Here is a 17,701-nt window from a genome sequence, read left to right as displayed (position 1 = left end):
CGGGTGATCGTCGAGTGCGGTGCCCCGCTTCCCCGGGAGCGGCGTTCCGTGTTCGAGCAACGTGCCCTGCCTCAGTGCGAGAGCGACACTCCGGGGCGGGTGCGCACCGGACTACGCCTCCTCGCCGAACGCCTCCACCCCCGAACCCTCACCGAACGCCACGCCGACGCGCGCGAGACACGTGCCGTGACCGTGCACCCCACCGACGACGGGATGTGCGAACTCACCGCCATCCTCCCGCTGATCCTCGGCGACGCGATCCACGACCGCCTCACCCGCCAAGCCGCGACGCTCCAAGACCTCCGCCGGCAAGCCGCCACACGACTCCGCAGCACGGACGGGACGGGTGCATCGGCGAACGATGAACTGCTCGCGACGGATAACCGGACGATGGATCAGTTGCGCGCCGATCTCCTTGCCGACATGCTCCTCACCACCCAACCCGGCGCCGACCCGACGCGCACCGACGACGGCCCCGGCACGCTCGGGACGATCCGCGCCCACGTCCAAGTCGTCGTCCCCGTCCTCACCCTCACCCACGGAAGCGAGACCCCTGCCGACCTCGCCGGACGCGCCCCCATCGACGCCGACACCGCACGACGCCTCGCCGGAGGATCCTGCACCGGCTGGGACCGGATCCTCACCCACCCCATCAGCGGACAAGTCCTCACCACCGACCGCTACCAACCCACCCCCGACCTACGCCGACACCTCCGCGCCCGAGACGCCCACTGCCGATTCCCCGGATGCCGCGTCCCCGCGATCCGCTCCGAACACGACCACACCATCGACTACACCCTCGGCGGCCACACCCGACTCGACAACCTGGAAGGACTCTGCCAACGCCACCACTCCATGAAGCAATTCACCGGATGGAAAGTGACACAACTCGGCAACGGATTCCTCGCCTGGACATCACCACTCGGCCGCACCTACATCGACGAACCACCCCCACCCACCGTCCACTTCACCCCCGACATCAACGACAACCCCGCACACCCACCACCCTTCTAAACACGAACACGGGCGCCCGGAGGCCGCCCCCGGGTGCGCGGGCTTGCGGTGAGCGGGGCGCGATTATGTGGCGCACGTGAGAGCGCGGGTGTGCGGACGGTTCGGGTCGCGCGGGTGCACGGACGGGCGGTGCGCGGGTGTGCGGGCGGGGCGGTGTGCGGGGCGTGGACGAGCGGGATCGCGGAGAGTGCGGTGTGTACAACGTCATGTGAGAGGCGACGGCACGCGCCGCTCGGGGCAGTGCGCACGACGCTGACGGGCGCTGTGACCGGCCACCGACGTGCAGATCAGCGGGCGCCGCAGCCGCAGCCGCTGACGTCGCAGCCGTTCCGTCCGCGTTCCGTCCCCGCTCCGCTAGTAACGGATGGCGTCGATCACCTTGACGCGCACCGCCACGATCGCCGGCAGCAGCCCCGCGAGCGCGCCCACCGCGGACGCCGCGATCAGGCCGAGCACGGCCGCATCCACCGGGAACGGCGGGAAGTCGGTGATCATGCCCTGGCCGATGAGATCCCGCATCCACGGGCTCTGCACGATCAGGATGGCGGCGACCACGCCGAGGGCTCCGGCGGCGACCGTCGCGACGACGCTCTCCATCATCACGGCGAAGAACACGCGACCCGCCGTCGCCCCGAAGCTGCGCCGGATGCCGATCTCGCGCACCCGCTGCCGCACCGTCACGAGCGCGATGTTGACCAGGCCCAGCGCGCCGAGCAGCAGCACCAGCACGGCGATGCCGCTGACGACGAGCTTGGTCACGAGGAGCGGGTCGTCGCCGTACTGCGCATAGTCCTGACGCGAAACGTCGACCATCGCCCCCTCGCCGAGCGCGCCCTGGATGTCGCTCTGCACGACGGTGGTGAGCTGCTGCGAGATGTCCGGCGGAACCCACATCTCGTACTGCGTCGAGCTTCCACCGCCGCCCCACGGGTCCGTGGCGGGGTCGGGCGCCCCCTGCGTCTGCGCGACCGTCTGCTGCACGCGCTGCAACTGCTCGGCGAGCATGATCATCGTGGGCTCGGTCTCCCACTGCGCGACGGGCGTCACGCCCACGATGACCGCGAGCGTGCCGCCCGTGGCGCCGGCGGCACCGCCGGGCACGCTGTCGCCGCCGAGCGCGACGGTGGGATGGGTCGCCAGGTCGGGGCGGCCCAGGCGGTCGTAGAACACCTCGTTGACGATGAGGCGCGGCGCCAGCTGCTCGGTGTCGACGGCTGTGAACCAGCGGCCCTCCGACACCCGCACCCGGTGCATCTCGCCGTAGGGCTGATCGACCGCCTGCACGCCGACCGTCGCACTGCCGTCGACGAACGGCACGACCTGGCTGGCCTGCATCACCCGGCTGGCATACGTGATGTCGTAGCGATCGATCATGGCGCGCCACGCCGCATCCATGGTCTCCGGATCGAGCGTGGAGCCGTCGGTGGTGTACGCCGACAGGTACAGCGTGGCCGGGCGCCCGCTGGAGCGCTCGCTCATCTCGGCGTTGGCCTGCTGCACGATACCGCCGAGCGCCACGACCGTCGTGAGCGAGCACACCGCCACCGCCACGCCGATGAGCGAGAGCAGCACGCGCGTGCGGTGCACCCGCAGCTCCTGCCACGCCTCGAGCACCGCGCCGAGGAATCCGGTGAAGACGCGCTTCATGCGCTCGCCTCCTCGGCGGAGGCGTCGGCCGCGGGGTCCGTCGCCCCCTCCGGCTCGCCGCCGCGTGCCGCGAGCACCTTCGCGCGTTGCTCGCGACGGCTGGGGAGCTCGGCCGCGGGATCGTCCACGGGGGTCAGCACACCGCGGTCGAGGCGATAGTGATCGCGCGAGCGCTGCGCGACCGCCGGGTCGTGCGTGATGGTGATCATGGCGGCGCCGGTGCGCGTGGCCACCTCGTCGATCAGCTCCATGACGTGCTGGCCGGTGTCGATGTCGAGCGCGCCGGTCGGCTCGTCGGCGAGGATGAGGCTCGGCCCGCGCACGAGCGACCGCGCGATGGCCACGCGCTGCTGTTCGCCGCCCGACAGGCGGTCGGGCATGCTGTCGAGCCGATGCCCGAGCCCCACCTGCTCGAGCATCTCGGCCGCCAGCGTGCGTCGGCGCCAGAACGAGCGACCCGTGGCGTAGAGCAACGGCATCGCGACGTTCTCGAGCGCGGTGCGCCCGGGCAGCAGGTTGAACTGCTGGAAGACGAAGCCGATCCGGGCTCCGCGCACCCGGTCGCGCTCGGCGCCGGAATAGCTCTGCACCGGCCGGTCATCGAACTCCACCGAGCCGCTCGTGGGCAGATCGAGCAGCCCCAGGATGTTGAGGAGCGTCGACTTGCCCGAGCCCGACCGCCCCACGATCGAGATGCGGTCGCCCGACTCCACCGTCAGATCGATACCCGCGAGGATCGTCAGCGCGGGTTGGTCGGTGGGGATGACGGTGCGCGTGACGTCCTGCAGCCGCAGCAGGCTCACGACACCGGCATGGGGTCGGCGCAGACCATGCTGCCGTCGGGGAACGTCGTGCACTCGCCCTCGGCGGGACCCGAGAGCGCACCCGGCGCGAACTCGAGGATCTCCTCGCCCTCCTCGAGCCCGCCCGTGATCTCCACCTGGCTGCCATCGCTGAGCCCCAGGCCCACCGCGCGCTCCTCGGTGCCGCCATCGGCGGTCGAGACCCAGACTGTGCCGTTCTGCGCGGCGCCCCGCACCGCCGTGGTGGGGACGACGAGCACGTTCTCGGCCCGCCCGCCCGCGATCGTCATCTCGGCGGCGAGCCCCGAGAACACCGTGACCTCGGCCGGCACCGCGCAGCTCACCGTCGTGCCCGACCCCGTCGCGCCACCGCCGGTGGCGCCGCCCGTCGCCCCCGCGGCGGATCCGCCGTCGTCGCCACTGCCGGCGAGCGGCGTCGAGATGCTCAGCCCCGTGCAGGTGAAGGGCGCAGGGCCGCCCGTGATGGTGATGGTCGCCTCGGTGGGCTGGTTGAGCAGCCGGTACTGCTGCTCGGGCTGCAGCGCGCCCGACACCGAGAAGGTGGGCGGCGCCACCTGGCCCGCCGCCATGCCGATCGTGACGTCCTGACCCTGGATCACCGCGAGCGACGAGAGCACGCCGCCCGCCGGAGCGGTGACGTTCTCGTAGCGGAAGATGGGCGGCAGCGGGTTGCCCTCGGCATCCACGCTCTTGGCCGGGTCGCGTTCGATCGGCACCTTGACGTCGAAGACGACGTCGCCCGCCGCGACCGGCGACCCCTGCGTCACGAAGATCTTGTTGACCGTGCCGGCGGCCGTCGACTTGACGGGCACCGCGGGGTCGGCGGCGACCGTGGCCGTGACGACCACGTCGTTCGTGACCGTGCCGAGCATGACCGGGATGCGGGGTTCCACGATCGCGCCGGTGGGAACCGCGGGATTCGACTCCTCGGCCGTGTCGGGCACGAACGCCAGCTTCGCCAGGGCCACCGCGATGACGGCGATGAGCAGGATTCGGATGATCGGGAAGACCCACTTGCGCGCGATACCCACGGAGCTCCTTGTGCGAGACGTCGGCACCCGGGCTGTCGTACTCAGCCGTGTCCTCGGTCGGTTCGGTCAGAGCGTACCGGAGCCCGGGGAACGGCTCCGGCGTCGGACGCCGGCTCAGCGGTCGAGACCCCAGCGGCCGGCGATGAGGGTGAGTCCCTGCCGGAAGACGTCCGTCCAGGTGGCGGCGTCGTGGGCGTTGCCCGGCGACTCGATGTAGGTCGCGTCCATGCCCGCGGCCTGCGCATCGGCGTAGAGGGTCTGGATGCCGGGCCGGAACGCGGTGTCGTCGCTCCCCACCCCGAACACCGCGAACATGTCGGCGTAGGGGGCGTGCGCGGCCATGATCGCGGCGGGGTAGGCCGCGGCGTACGCATCCGCATCGCCGCCGAAGCCCTCGCGGATCGTCGTGGCCGGGTCGCCGAGCTTCGGGAACTCCTCGCCCGACGCATCCAGGATCGCGCCGAAGAGCTCGGGATGCGCGGCGCCCAGCTGGATCGAGCACGTGCCGCCCTGCGAGAGCCCGCCGATCGCCCAGTCGTGCGCCGACGGCAGCACGGGCAGGTTCGCGCGGATCCACGCGGGGACATCGACCGTGAGGTAGGTCGCGGAGTTGCCGAGCGGCGAGTCGACGCACATCGGATTGTTCTCGGGCGAGCCGAGCTGATCGGGCGACACGATGATGGGCGCGAGGCCCTGGTGCGCCGCCGCGTAGGCGTCGGCCGACTCCCTGAGGTGGGCCGCGGTCAGGGGATCCTCGGGCTGTCCGGGCTGGCCCGACAGCATGATCATGACCGGCAGGAGCGGCGGGTCGGCACTCAGCGCTGCGGGCGGCAGATAGACGACGGCATCGCGTGCCGCGAAGCCCGACTGCGTCGCCGGGATCGTGACCGACGCCACGACGCCCTGCGCGGGCATGTCGGCGGGTGCCTGCCACGTGGCGATCGTCGGCCGGTCGGCGCTGCCGGTGGCGATCGGCGGCAGCGGGATGCCCGCGAAAGCACTGAGCCCCAGCGCCGCGCGCACCGTCGGATACTGGCCGAACGCGATGTTCACTCCCATCGCCGCCGTGCCGACGAACAGCACGATCGCGAGCGGAACGGCGACGATCCGCCGCCAGGTCGCTCGCCACAGCGATGCGAGCGCCAGGGCAACGCCGCCGAAGCCCCCGGCGATCCACATCCGCGTGGCGAACGTGAAGTCGACGCCGAAGAGATGCATGACGTCGCTGAGCAGCCAGGTGAGGGCGGCTCCGATCGCGGCACCGGATGCGGCGGCGACGAGTGCGGTGACGATCCACCGCGCGCGACGCCACCGTGTGCTCGGCCGCACGGCGAGCAGCAGGAGCGCGGTGACGGCGGCGGCCGAGAACACGACGACGACCGCCGGGCCGTGGAGGAGGTCGATGTCGAGCAGCGCGGTCACGCACTCACCGTAGTGCGGGGGAACAGGCGGCGCGCGCGTCTCCGTGTCGATGACGTCCTCGCGTGGGCGGACATGAGCAGCCCAGGCTGACGGGCGTTTCGACGGGCAACGTGGGTTGACCGGGCGGGCGGGGCGCAACGTGGGTTGAAAGATCCACGAAGTGCGACGTGGGTTGACCGGGTGGCCGGGGCGCAACGTAGGTTGACAAGTCCATCAAGTGCAACGTAGGTTGACGGCATGAAGTCGACACAGATCGCGGCGGTCGCCGCGGACATCACGGACCCGAGGGCGGGGCTTCGCGCGGTCGCGTCCTTGCGTGTGCTCGCCGACACGCTGGAGCTGCGACAGGTCGAGGCGGCCTTGCGGGCGGGGATGTCGTGGCAGGAGATCGCAGCGGCGCTCGGAGTGAGCCGGCAGGCAGCGCACAAGAAGCACGCCAAGCGGGTCGACCCGACCATCCCGAACCTCAGGAGGAACTCATGAGCAGATTCGTCCGTGCGGCGCAGACCAGCCAGGTTCTGTCGTCGACAGCATTGGAGGAGGCGTCCCGTCAGGGACTTCGCGAAGCCGACGTCGAGCACGTGTTCCTCGCGCTCGTCCTCTCCGACCAGATCGCGGGGCGGGTGCTGCGGGATCTGGGGATCGGGATCGACGATGCGCGTCGCGCGATCCGGGAGCAGCACGACGCCCAGCTCGCGTCGCTGGGCGTTCGGGCGGAGCTGCCGCACCCCGGCCGGATCGTGTTCCACGAGACGGACGGGTACGGATTCACCCCGCGCGCGGCCGACCTGCTCGGCCGGTCGGGCGGCGGGTCCCGCGAGGGGAGCGCGTCGCCTGTCCTTCGCGACCTCGTGGCGGAGCCGAGCGGGCTGATCGCCGACATCCTGCAGCGACTCGGCACGACACCGCACGACGTGCAGGAACTCCTCGATCGCGCGGACAGCGACGAGATCACCGTGCCGGCGCGGCCATCAGTGAGGGGGCGCGCCTTCGGAGTGCAGGAGACGTTCGTGCCCGCGCCGGTCGAGCAGGTCTGGGAGTTCCTCACCGACCCCGCGCGCGTACCGGAGTGGGAGGTGAGCGTGGGCTCGATCGAGGATGCGGGCCGGGATGCGCGCCCCGGAACGCTCTGGGAGGGTCGGGCCCCCGACGCTCGGCCCGATGGGAAGCCGGTGAAGATCGCCCCGAGGTTTCGTCGGCGTCTGATCGAGCTCGAGGTCGCGGAGCGTCCTCACCGCGCGGCGTGGACGTTCGCCTACCCCGATGCGCCGCGGAGCCGCCCCATCCTGACCGAGTTCGCCCTCGTCGAGACGACCGGCGGCACGCAGGTGACCGTCAGCATCTCCTGGACCCGGCCCGCCGGGTGGCGGCGTGCCGTCGGCATCCCGCTGCGTCCGCTGCAGAAGTTCGTGGTGTGGCTCCGGCTGTTCCAGACGGGCGGGGCGATCAGCAGAGCGTTCCGCTAGCCGCATCCGGGGGATACGCCGCGTCGGCGTGTGGTCCGGAGGCGCGTGATCGCGCGGCCGCGGACGCGGCGGGCGTCATCCTCGATGCCGTCGGCGTAGCCTCCCTCGGCGAGGGGCGCAATGGGGGGCGTATCCGCAGGTGGCTCGTCGAGACTTTCGGCACGACGCGCGGCTCGTCGACCCGACGAGACCGCCTCCCCCTGACGAAAGGCGATGTCATGACCGACGACACCCGCGAAGAACTCATCCGTCTGCTCAAGAAGTTCCGATTCGCGATGCTCACGACGATGACCGCCGACGGCAAGCACGTCGCTCACCCCCTCACGGTGCAGGAGCGCGAGTTCGACGGCGACCTCTGGTTCATCATCGCCGCGCGCTCGTCCAGCGTCGAGAACCTCCGCAGCCACAAAGAGGTCAACGTCTCGTTCAGCAGCGACAGCGCCTGGGTCTCGCTCACCGGCACGGCCGAGATCGTCGAAGACCGGGCCAAGCTCGAAGAGCTGTGGAGCCCCGCCGTCGACGCCTGGTTCGAGTCGGGTCCGAGCGACCCCAACGCCGCGCTGCTGAAGTTCACCGCCGAGGGCGCCGAGTACTGGCACAACACGAGCGGCAAGATCGTCCAGGCCATCGCCGCCCTCACCGGGCGCCGCGTCGAGGGCGACAACGCCACCGTCGATCTCTGAGCCGTCTGCGCTCACCCGGAACGCCGGTGCCCGTGTGGGCACCGGCGTTCCGTTCGCGTGGGCGACCCGCATCCGGATGGGTCGCGGCGGTTCACCCCCGAACGACCACCTCGTCGATCACCGCGCCCGACGCGGCGGTGCGCACGCCCACCTTGCCGGCGGCGAGCGTCGTCGGCGACGGGTTCGTCCAGCTCAGCAGCTTCTGGCCGTCGACCCAGCCGTCGACCGCGGTGCCGCGCACGTCGATGCGCACCGAGACGATCTCGCCGGGCGCCACCGACACCGACTGCGACGCGACGAGCGTGAGCGTGCCGGCGACCCGCGTGTACAGCTCGAGCTTCGACGTGGCGAGGTTCAGGCGCAGCATCAGGAAGTTCGCGCTGTCGGTGTAGCGCGCCAGCAGGCCGGCGTTGCCGTTCGCGGTGGTGACGGCCATCCGCGCGCTGACCGAGTAGTCGGTCCAGGCGGTCGATCCCGCCGACGCGATCGCCTCGCCCGACACGGCACCCTGGCGCAGCGCCCCGGGCACGCCGCCGACCGTCCACGCCCCGGTGACCGGCGCCCATCCGCCGAATCCTCCCGTCTCGAACGTCTCGCCCGAGAGGATGCCGCCGGCCGCGCCCTCGATCGCGCCGCGATCGGGCGCCGCGCCTGCGAAGAGCGGGCGGCCCGCGAAGTCCAGCCCGCCGTTCGATGCGATGCTCGCTCCCGCGTCGCGCGAGGGCGATCCCGCGCCGAGCGCGTAGGCCGCGGCCGCGTCGGCGATGGAGGTGGCCCCGCCCGGGGCGGCGAGGAGCGGATCGCTCGTGAGCTTGCCGGTGTGGGGCGCCGCCGACGAGTTGGCGCCGAAGAACGTGTTGTTGGCGTACACCGCGCCGCCGCCGATCGCGTACGTGCCGGACGCGGCGTTGACGAAGACGTTGTTCGTGTAGGTCGCCACCCCGGCGGAGTTCGAGGTGGTGAGCAGCCCCGTCTGGCCGGCGGAGCGGTAGAACACGTTGTTGTAGACCGCCAGGCTGCCCCCGCCGAACGGGATGCTGAACGCGGCGCCGGAACGATCGAGGTCGTTCTGCGAGATGTTGTAACGGAACACGTTGTTCGACGTGTCGTCCATCATGAGGAGCGTTCCGCCCTCGTTGTCGTGGCTGTAGTTGTACTGGTAGACGCTGTTCGACACCTCGACGTCGAAGTCCCACGGCTGGCCGTCGCCGTCGATGCGACGCGTGCGCGAGGCCTCGTTGTACTGGAACACCGCACCCGAGGTGTAGTACGCCCACTGGGCGGCGACCACGCTGACCGCGGGCAGATAGGTGACCACCGCCGTGTTGGCGTCGGTGTACTTCCCGATGCGGTCGGTGGTGTTGTACTCGATGAGCGGGTCGACACCGGCGCGCACGAGGATGCCGTCGCGGTGGATGCGCGTGACGGTGTTGCGGCGGATGACCACGTTGCTGAACGCGTCGTGCGTGCGGGTCCAGGTGGACCCGTCGAGCAGGGCATCCGTCATCGTCTGGATGCCGGTGTCGGCGACGTTGTCGACCGTGTTGCCCTGGATGAGCACGCCGTCCCAGGTGCTCTCGGGGTCGGCCGCGCTGGCCCGGCGCGCGTGGATGTTGATGCCTCCGGTGCGGCGGTCGCGCCCGAAGATGTCGTGGATGTCGTTGTTGAGGATCCGGATGCCCTGGAACGCTCCGCCTCCGGCGCCCGCGCCGAGGATCAGGATGCCGTTGCGCCGCATCGACGTGGTGTGCTGACCGCTCGTGATCTCGAGGTCGGAGATCGTCCAGTGCGATCCGTTCGTCACGCGCACGCCGAACCCCTCACCGCCCACGGCGGTGTTGCCGAAGTCGATCTTCGGCTTGGCGCCCGTGCCGTAGCGTCCGACGACGATCGGCTCCGCCGCCGTGCCCGACCCGCGCAGATCGAGGTACTGCCCGGTGAAGGTGCTGCCGGCCTTCAGCAGGATCCGGGTGCCCGGGGTGTGGACCAGGGCGTTCGCCATCGACAGCGACTTCCACGGCGCGCTCTCGCTCGTCCCGGCGTTCGTGTCGGCGCCGGCGGCCGCGTCGACGTAGTAGGTCGTTCCGGCGGCCGCCGCGGGGGAGGCGGGGACGGCCACGCTCAGTCCGATGACCAGCGCGAGCGCCGCGGTCGCGGCTCCGATGAACCTCTTCGTTCTCATGAGTTCCTCCTTGAACCGATGGGTGCTGCGTCCGTTCGTAACCGCTAATTCGTATAACTACAAGCGCGGGGTGAAGATTTGTCGTGGCGAGGCGGCGGAACAAGGGACCGAAACTCGTTCTTGCGACTTATACGTATCAGCGCCTATGCTCGGCTCAGCCCCGTCGAAGGAGACGACCGTGACCCGCCCCCGCATTCCCCGCCAGAGTGACATCGCCCGCCTCGCCGGTGTGTCGCAGGCGACGGTGTCGATGGTGCTCAACGACCGGGCGGCCGACAACCGCATCCCCGAGTCGACGCAGCAGCGCATCCGCGAAGCGATGGCCGAACTCGGCTACGTGCCGAACATCGCGGCCCAGTCGCTGCGCGGCGGCCGTAGCGGCCTGATCGGGGTGCACACCTTCGAGCGGGTCTTCCCGACCGCGCCCGACGACTACTACCGCGAGTTCCTCAACGGCATCGAGGAGCAGGCCGTCAACAGCGGCCTCGACCTGGTGCTGTTCGCCTCCACGCAGAAGCCCGACGGCACCCGCAGCATCTACGGCTCGGGCAGCAACCGCATGCGGCTGGCCGACGGCGCGATCATCCTCGGGTTCGAGAAGAACGACGACGAGATCCGTCGGCTCTCGGATGAGGGGTTCCCCTTCGTCTTCATCGGTCGCCGCGAGGTCGCCGGCCTCGACATCCCGTTCGTCACGGCCGACTACGCGGCCGCGATGGGCCCGGTCGTGCAGACGCTGGTCGACGCCGGGCACCGCAACGTCACCTACCTGGCCGCACCGCTCCGCGCCCTCGCGCAGCAGGAGCGCCTCGAGGGATTCGAAGCGGCGATCGCGAGCGCCGGCCAGATCCTCTCCCACCGCGTGGAGGTGCGTCCCGAGTCGGCGGTGACCGCGGATGTCGATCAGATCCTCTCCCACCGCGTGGAGGTGCGTCCCGAGTCGGCCGTGACCGCGGATGTCGATCAGATCCTCTCCCACCGCGTCGAGGTGCGTCCTGAGTCGGCGGTGACCGCGGAATGGGTAAACGACGTGCGCCGGGGCGGATCGACGGCGATCGTCGTCGAGACGTTCGACCTGGCGCGAGCGCTGGCCGCAGCGCTCGCCGACGCCGGCCTGGTCGCCCCGCGCGACCTGTCGGTGATCAGCCTGGACGCCGACCCGAGCGGCGGCGGCGCCTTCAGCCACGTGCGCGTGCCGCGGCGGGCCATGGGGCGTCGGGCCGTCGAGCTGCTGCTCGCGGTCATCGACGGCGCGGACGCGCCCACGCTCACCGAGCCGGTGCACTGCGAGCCGCCCGCGACCGACACCGTCGGCGCTCCGGCACCCGCCGCGCTCGCCTCCTCCGCCTGACGCCGACCGCCGCGCGCTCCCCGAACCCCTCCCGCACCGCATCCACTTATCATCACGCTCATCGCTTCGCTCATACCTCTAGCTAATACGAATAAGGAGACAACATGGACGTTCACTCCCTCGCTCGACACGGGCGCACCGCACGCCGCCGCCGCGGCTCGGCCCTGCTGCTGATCGGCGCCGCGACGGCGCTGGTCGTCAGCGGCTGCGCGGGTGGCGGCGGCTCGGGCGGCGACGAGGGCAGCGACACCCTCACCGTGTGGCTGCCCGGCACCAACCAGACCGAGATCGACCTGGTGACCAACACCATCGTCCCCGAGTTCGAGGAGCAGACCGGCGCCACCGTCGAGGTCACCTACGTCGACTGGGGCGACATCTCGACCAAGCTCAACTCGGCCTTCGCCGCCGGAACCGCCCCCGACATCTTCGGCCACGGACCCGCCGCGACCGCCGACTTCGTGGTGAACGACCGCATCCTGGATCTCGACGACCGCGTCGCCGCGATGAGCGAGGAAGACCAGGCCGACCTCGCCACCGCGCTCACCGGCGGACAGGTCGACGGGGTGCAGTACCTCATGCCGCTGTCGCTGCAGGGGTACCTCGTGATGTACGACGCCGACGCGTTCGCCGCGGCCGGGCTCGACCCCGACGCGCCGCCCACCACCTGGGAGGACCTCAAGAAGGCCGCCGACACCCTCACCGAGAAGGACGGCTCCGGCACCATCACGCGCTCCGGCTTCCTCGCGCCCAGCCAGGCGATCGCCCGGCAGCAGTCGTTCGCGACCTTCCTCTTCGGCGCGGGCGGCTCGCTCGTCAACGACGCCGGCACCGAGTCGACGTTCGCCTCGAGCGAGGGGGAGGAAGCGCTCGACTTCTTCGCCAGCCTCTACGGCGAGGATGCGGTCTCCGCCAACCTCGGCGAGGACTACCTGAACGCCCCCGCCGCGCAGCAGCCGCTCGTGCTCGGCTCGGCCGCGATGACGATCCAGGCGCCCTCGATGATGCAGCAGATCGTGGATGCGGCCCCCGACCGCGACCTCCGCGTCATGCCGGCGCTCTCGTTCGCGGGCAACGACCCCGCGGCCTTCGGCGGTGCCGGTCCCGGCCTCATGATCAACGCCGACGCGGCCGACCCCGACCTGGCGTGGAGCTTCATCGAGTTCATGCTGACGCCCGACATCAGCACCGAGTACACGCAGGGCACCGGCACCATCCCCGTGCGCGCCTCGGCCGCCGACAGCGAGTACGCCAAGAACAGCCCGATCATCTCGGCGTTCCTCGCGGAGTCCGAGAACCTGCGCGCGAACCCCAACGTCGTCGGATGGGTGCAGGTGCGCGACGCGCTCGACAAGCAGCTGGAACGCGCGCTCAACGGTGTCGCCGGCGTCGACGAGAGCCTCGACGAGGCCGCCGCCGAAGCCGACAAGATCCTCGCGGCGAACGGCTGAGGCCCGCCCCATGTCCTCCGCCGCTCTCGTCCCGGCAGGCGCCTCCGCAGCGTCTGCCGGGGCGACCCCGCCCCCGGGGTCGTCCTCCGGCCCGCGTCGGCGCCGTCGCTGGAGTCGCCCCGCGATCTTCGGGCTGCTCTTCGTGCTTCCCGCGGCGCTGTACATCGTCATCTTCCAGCTGATCCCGGTCTTCTACGGGCTCATCCTCTCGTTCACGACCTACAGCCCGTTGAGCCGGTCGGGGCCGGAGTTCACCGGCATCGACAACTACGCCGAACTGCTCGGCGACGCCGAGTTCGGCAACGCGCTGCTGGTGACCGGACGCTACGTGCTGCAGGTGCTGCCGCTCACCGTCGTGATCGCACTGCTCCTGGCGCTGCTGGTCAACCGCCCGTTCAAGGGCGTCGGTCTCTTCCGTTCCGCCCTGTACGTGCCGCACATCGTCTCGCTCACCGCGGTGAGCATGGTGTGGCTGTGGATGTACTCGCAGACCGGCCTGTTCAACGAGATCCTCGGATTCTTCGGAGCGCCCGCGCAGAGCTGGCTGCTCGACGCCGACTCGTCGCTCAACGCGGTCTCGGCGATGCGCATCTGGAAGGCGCTCGGCAGCAACATGGTGCTCCTGCTCGCGGGGCTCCAGTCGATCCCGCGGGAGCTGTACGAAGCGGCCCGCGTCGACGGCGCCGGGCGCTGGGCGTCGTTCCGCTACGTGACCCTGCCGGGGCTCCGGCCGATGCTCGTCTACGTCGTCGCGATGGACATCATCTACCTCGCGCAGGGCTTCGCCGAGATCTACGTGCTCACCCAGGGCGGTCCGCTCGGCAGCACCACCACGGTCAACTACCTCATCTACACCGAGGCGTTCCAGTACAACCAGATGGGATCGGCATCGGCCATGGCCTTCGTGCTCTTCGCCCTCATCATCGGCTTCTCGGTCCTCGCGGTCCGCGGCGTGATGGGGAAGCAGCGATGACCGCCGCCGCCTCCACCCGCCGCGCGAGCGCACTGCAGCGGATGCGACGCGGGCAGGGCCCGCGCGAACGGCGCGCGGGATCGATCATCACCCTGACCATCGTCACGGTGCTCGTGCTCGTGCCGTTCGCCTGGGTGATCTCGCTCTCGTTCACCCCGCCCTCCGAGGCCTTCGGCTCGGTCTCGCTGTTCCCGGCCAACCCGACGCTCGAGAACTACGCCACGGCGTTCTTCGACGCCGACCTGGCGCGGGCGCTGCTGAACTCCGGCATCGTCGGGCTCGTCACGGTCGCCACGAACTGCCTGTTCGCGGTGCTCGCGGGCTACGCGTTCGCGATGCTCCCGTTCCCCGGCAACAAGGCGCTGTTCTACACGCTCGTCTCGACCGCGGCCATCCCGATCTCGGTCACCCTCATCCCGCTGTTCCTCATGGCGCGCGGCATCCCGCTCGTGGGTGGCAACGACATCCTGGGGCAGGGCGGCAGCGGCCTGCTCGACACCTTGGCGGGCGTCATCCTGCCCTACATCGTGATGCCGATGAACATCTTCCTCGCCCGCCAGTTCTTCACCTCGGCTCCGCTGGAGCTCGGCGAGGCGGCGCGGATGGATGGGGCGGGCGAGCTGCGGATCTTCTTCAGCGTCTACCTGCCGCTGGCCAAACCGCTTATCGCCGTCGTCGCGATCTTCTCGTTCACCGGCGTATGGGACGACTTCCTCTGGCCGCTCGTGGTCACGTCGTCGCAGGAGGTGCAGACGGTGCAACTGGCGCTCGCCCGCTTCCTCGGCAGCGGCAACGTGCAGTACGGCCCGCTCATGGCCGGCACCGTCATCGCCACCGTGCCCGTGCTCATCGTGTTCCTCTTCAACCAGCGCAGCTTCATCTCCGGACTCTCGGACGGCAGCGTCAAGGGCTGACCGGAACCGTCCCGCTCCGCCTTCGATCCCCTCTGTTCTCCACTCCCTCGTTCGACCAGAAAGCGATCCGTCATGCCCACTCGCCACATCCAGGTGCCCTTCGCCGTCATCGGCGGGGGACTCGGCGGCACCGCCGCTGCCGTGACCGCCGCACGACTCGGCCTCCGCGTCGTGCTGACCGAACCCACCGACTGGCTCGGCGGGCAGCTCACGAGCCAGGGCGTGCCGCCTGACGAGCACGAATGGATCGACCGGCAGAGCATCTCGCCCAGCTACAGCGAACTGCGCGAACGCATCCGCGACCATTACCGCCGCGAGTACCCGCTCACCGAGCGCGCCCGCACCACCGTCGCCCTCAACCCCGGCGCGGGATTCGTGTCGCGGCTGTGCGCCGAGCCGCGGGTCGCGCATCTGGCGGTGCGGGAGATGACCTCGCCCCTCGAAGCGTCGGGGCTGCTGACGGTGCTGACAGAGCACGAGCCGGTGTCCGTCGACCGTGACGGCGAGCGGATCGTGGCGGTGCACCTGCGCGATCTGCGCACCGGTGACGAGGTGGTCGTGCACGCCGACGTCTTCGCCGACGCGACCGAGCTCGGCGACCTGCTCGACCTCGGCGGCGTCGCGCACGTGGTGGGCGCCGAGAGCGCGGGCGAGACGGGCGAGCTGCACGCGCCCGCCGTCGCCGACCCGCGCGATCAGCAGGCGGTCACCTGGTGCGCGGCGCTCGAACTGCGCCCCGGCGAGTCGCACGTGATCGACCGGCCCGCGAGCTACGACCGGTGGCGCACGAGCGTCCCCTCGTTCTGGCCCGGCCCGCAGCTGTCGTGGACCGACGTGCATCCGATCACCCTCGAGCGCCGCGAGCGCCCGCTCTTCGAGGGGACCCCGGAGGAGGCGATCGACAGCGACGACCTGGACCTGTGGCACTACCGCCGCATCCTCGCCCGCCGCATGATGACCGACGACTGGGCCGGTCACGACGTGACGCTCATGAACTGGCCGCAGATCGACTACTGGGACGCCCCGCTCGTGGGCGTGACGCCGGATGAGCAGCAGCTCGCCCTGCGCGAGTCGCGCGAGCTCACGCTCTCGTTCATCCACTGGATCCAGACCGAGGCGCCGCGCGCGGATGGGGGAGCCGGCTACCCCGAGCTCGCCCCCCGCGGCGACGTGATGGGAACGGTCGACGGGCTCGCGAAGGCCGTCTACGTGCGGGAGTCGCGGCGCATCCGCGCCCTGTTCACCGTGACCGAGCAGCACATCGGGCGCGAGATGCGCGGGGAGGGGGCGGGGTCCGCCGTCTTCGGCGACAGCGTGGGCATCGGCTTCTACCGGATCGACCTGCATCCCTCGACGGCGGGACGCACCTACGTCGACATCGACTGCTTCCCGTTCCAGATCCCCCTGGGCGCCCTCATCCCGCAGGACACGGTGAACCTGCTGGCGGCGAACAAGAACATCGGCAGCACCCACATCACGAACGGCGCGTACCGGCTGCACCCCGTGGAGTGGTCGATCGGGGAGGCCGCGGGCGCGCTCGCCGTGTTCTGCGCCACGAGCGGGCGGCGCCCCGAGGACGTGCACGCCGACCCGGTGCTCCGTGCCGACTACCAGCGACTGCTGAGCGGCCGCCTGGGCATTGCGCTCGCGTGGGATGACGAGATCCGCACCGGAGGCTCGCGCAGCGCCGCGGTGGTCACCGCCCGCTGAGGCCCGGCCTGCTCGCCGGGCTCCGGCGGATCCCCGTCGCGCCGCAGGGGATCAGTCGGCGTCGGGGCTCGCGACCAGGCGCGTGCCCCAGGGGTCGCTGAACCGCAGGGCGCGGCCGTCGTCGGCGCCCGCGATGCCGTGGAAGCGCAGGCGATCGGCCAGCGACTCCACGTCGTCGCGGGTCGGCAGCGCCAGGCGCACGTCGCCGAGTCCCAGTGAGGCTGCGCGCGGCCCCGCGCCCGCGCTCTGCCAGGTGTTCGCGCCGATGTGGTGGTGGTACCCGCCCGCCGACAGGAACAGTGCCGAGTCCATCTCGAACGTCACATCGAACCCGAGCGCGTCGACGAAGAAGCGTCGCGCGGTGGGGATGTCGCCCACCTGCAGGTGCACGTGCCCGATCGCGGCAGACGGGCCCGCATCGGCCGCGTCGGGGTCGAACCACCGCCCGAGGAACGCGTTGGGGTCGAGGGGGAGCGTGCCCATCCTCACCGAGCCGTCGGGATTGTGCGTCCACTCGGCGCGCGGCCGATCGCGGTACAGCTCGAGGCCGTTGCCCTCGGGGTCGTGGAAGTAGAACGCCTCGCTCACGAGGTGATCGGCGCTGCCCTCGTAGAGCGCGCCGGCGCGCTGCGCCATCGACGCGAGCGTGGTGGCGAGACGCCGCTCATCCTCGAACACGATGGCCGTGTGATAGAGCCCCGCGCCGTTCCGGTCGCGACCGGGGAGGTCCTTCTGCTGACGCAGCACCATGATGGGCAGGCCTGCGCGGCCGAGCGTCGTCGTGGCGCCGGACTCGTCGAGGATGTCGAGGGTCACCGCGTCGCGGTAGAACGCACTCATCGCGTCGAGGTCGTGCACGAGCAACTCGACGGTGTCCATCCGGGTCGCGTCGGGAGCGGCTCCCGCCGTGGGCGCCGGGGTCGCCAGCCAGCCCGGCGTGCCGGCGTTCACGCGGCGGCTCCGCGAGAAGCGGGCGTGCGGCGAGCGGGCGCGGGGGTTCCGGAGGAGGTGTCCATGGTGTCGATCCATCCACGAG

General features: G+C 70.9%; 15 protein-coding genes. 9 read left to right on the top strand and 6 right to left on the bottom strand.

Annotated features, from left to right (window positions below; translation table 11 throughout):
• Nucleotides 1-3: 3 nt before the first annotated feature.
• Nucleotides 4-1,014 carry a DUF222 domain-containing protein gene (locus tag AB0N73_RS03965; protein ID WP_363560601.1) on the top strand — a complete coding sequence of 337 codons (1,011 nt, stop codon included), beginning with the start codon at nt 4-6 and terminating at the stop codon, nt 1,012-1,014.
• Between the two features lie 354 nt (nt 1,015-1,368).
• On the opposite strand, the gene AB0N73_RS03960 is transcribed toward AB0N73_RS03965, so the two are convergent.
• The 4 genes from AB0N73_RS03960 to AB0N73_RS03945 form a co-directional block, all read right to left on the bottom strand.
• Nucleotides 1,369-2,661: an ABC transporter permease gene (locus AB0N73_RS03960; RefSeq protein ID WP_363560585.1), complete on the bottom strand. Its 1,293-nt coding sequence runs from the start codon at nt 2,659-2,661 to the stop codon at nt 1,369-1,371.
• Nucleotides 2,658-3,464: an ABC transporter ATP-binding protein gene (locus AB0N73_RS03955; RefSeq protein ID WP_363560583.1), complete on the bottom strand. Its 807-nt coding sequence runs from the start codon at nt 3,462-3,464 to the stop codon at nt 2,658-2,660. The genes AB0N73_RS03960 and AB0N73_RS03955 overlap by 4 nt, the downstream gene beginning before the upstream one ends.
• Entirely contained in the window at nt 3,461-4,516 is a 1,056-nt protein-coding gene (locus AB0N73_RS03950) for a hypothetical protein (protein WP_363560581.1), read from the bottom strand. The genes AB0N73_RS03955 and AB0N73_RS03950 overlap by 4 nt, the downstream gene beginning before the upstream one ends.
• Before the next feature lie 114 nt (nt 4,517-4,630).
• On the bottom strand, nt 4,631-5,938 hold the full coding sequence (locus AB0N73_RS03945; RefSeq protein ID WP_363560579.1) for an alpha/beta hydrolase-fold protein: 1,308 nt from the start codon (nt 5,936-5,938) through the stop codon (nt 4,631-4,633).
• Between the two features lie 237 nt (nt 5,939-6,175).
• Between AB0N73_RS03945 and AB0N73_RS03940 the strand changes: the two genes are divergently transcribed.
• The 3 genes from AB0N73_RS03940 to AB0N73_RS03930 all read left to right on the top strand — a co-directional run bounded on the left by AB0N73_RS03940 (nt 6,176) and on the right by AB0N73_RS03930 (nt 8,087).
• Nucleotides 6,176-6,421, top strand: coding sequence for a hypothetical protein (locus tag AB0N73_RS03940; RefSeq protein WP_363560577.1), 246 nt, complete (start codon nt 6,176-6,178; stop codon nt 6,419-6,421).
• Complete coding sequence (locus AB0N73_RS03935; protein ID WP_363560575.1) at nt 6,418-7,404, top strand: Clp protease N-terminal domain-containing protein; 987 nt, start codon at nt 6,418-6,420, stop codon at nt 7,402-7,404. Before AB0N73_RS03940 ends, AB0N73_RS03935 begins: the two co-directional genes overlap by 4 nt.
• Before the next feature lie 218 nt (nt 7,405-7,622).
• Nucleotides 7,623-8,087, top strand: a complete 465-nt coding sequence (locus AB0N73_RS03930) for a pyridoxamine 5'-phosphate oxidase family protein (RefSeq protein ID WP_363560573.1) — start codon at nt 7,623-7,625, stop codon at nt 8,085-8,087.
• A 91-nt stretch (nt 8,088-8,178) separates the two neighbouring features.
• Here AB0N73_RS03930 and AB0N73_RS03925 read toward each other — a convergent pair whose 3' ends face one another.
• Nucleotides 8,179-10,269 (bottom strand): right-handed parallel beta-helix repeat-containing protein, encoded by a 2,091-nt coding sequence (locus tag AB0N73_RS03925; protein WP_363560571.1) that lies wholly within the window; start codon nt 10,267-10,269, stop codon nt 8,179-8,181.
• Nucleotides 10,270-10,447: 178 nt separating this feature from the next.
• On the opposite strand from AB0N73_RS03925, the gene AB0N73_RS03920 reads away from it, so the two are divergent.
• From AB0N73_RS03920 to AB0N73_RS03900, 5 genes are all read left to right on the top strand, one after another.
• Nucleotides 10,448-11,620, top strand: coding sequence for a LacI family DNA-binding transcriptional regulator (locus AB0N73_RS03920; RefSeq protein WP_363560569.1), 1,173 nt, complete (start codon nt 10,448-10,450; stop codon nt 11,618-11,620).
• 104 nt (nt 11,621-11,724) lie between these two features.
• Nucleotides 11,725-13,068, top strand: coding sequence for an ABC transporter substrate-binding protein (locus AB0N73_RS03915; protein ID WP_363560567.1), 1,344 nt, complete (start codon nt 11,725-11,727; stop codon nt 13,066-13,068).
• A 10-nt stretch (nt 13,069-13,078) separates the two neighbouring features.
• Entirely contained in the window at nt 13,079-14,041 is a 963-nt protein-coding gene (locus tag AB0N73_RS03910; protein ID WP_363560565.1) for a sugar ABC transporter permease, read from the top strand.
• The gene (locus tag AB0N73_RS03905; RefSeq protein WP_363560563.1) at nt 14,038-14,955 is read left to right on the top strand and encodes a carbohydrate ABC transporter permease; all 918 of its coding nucleotides are present in this window, start codon (nt 14,038-14,040) and stop codon (nt 14,953-14,955) included. The genes AB0N73_RS03910 and AB0N73_RS03905 overlap by 4 nt, the downstream gene beginning before the upstream one ends.
• 72 nt (nt 14,956-15,027) lie before the next feature.
• Nucleotides 15,028-16,665 (top strand): FAD-dependent oxidoreductase, encoded by a 1,638-nt coding sequence (locus AB0N73_RS03900; protein WP_363560561.1) that lies wholly within the window; start codon nt 15,028-15,030, stop codon nt 16,663-16,665.
• A gap of 51 nt (nt 16,666-16,716) precedes the next feature.
• Here the strand turns inward: AB0N73_RS03900 and AB0N73_RS03895 are convergent, their stop codons facing one another.
• A complete protein-coding gene (locus AB0N73_RS03895; RefSeq protein WP_363560559.1) occupies nt 16,717-17,616 on the bottom strand; it encodes a VOC family protein in 900 nt (299 codons plus the stop codon).
• Between the last annotated feature and the right edge of the window lie 85 nt (nt 17,617-17,701).

It is taken from the genome of Microbacterium sp. NPDC089189 (assembly GCF_040685095.1).
Classification (GTDB): Bacteria; Actinomycetota; Actinomycetes; order Actinomycetales; family Microbacteriaceae; genus Microbacterium.
Note: the sequence above shows the minus strand (reverse complement) of the source record. Positions and strands in the feature narration are given on the sequence as shown.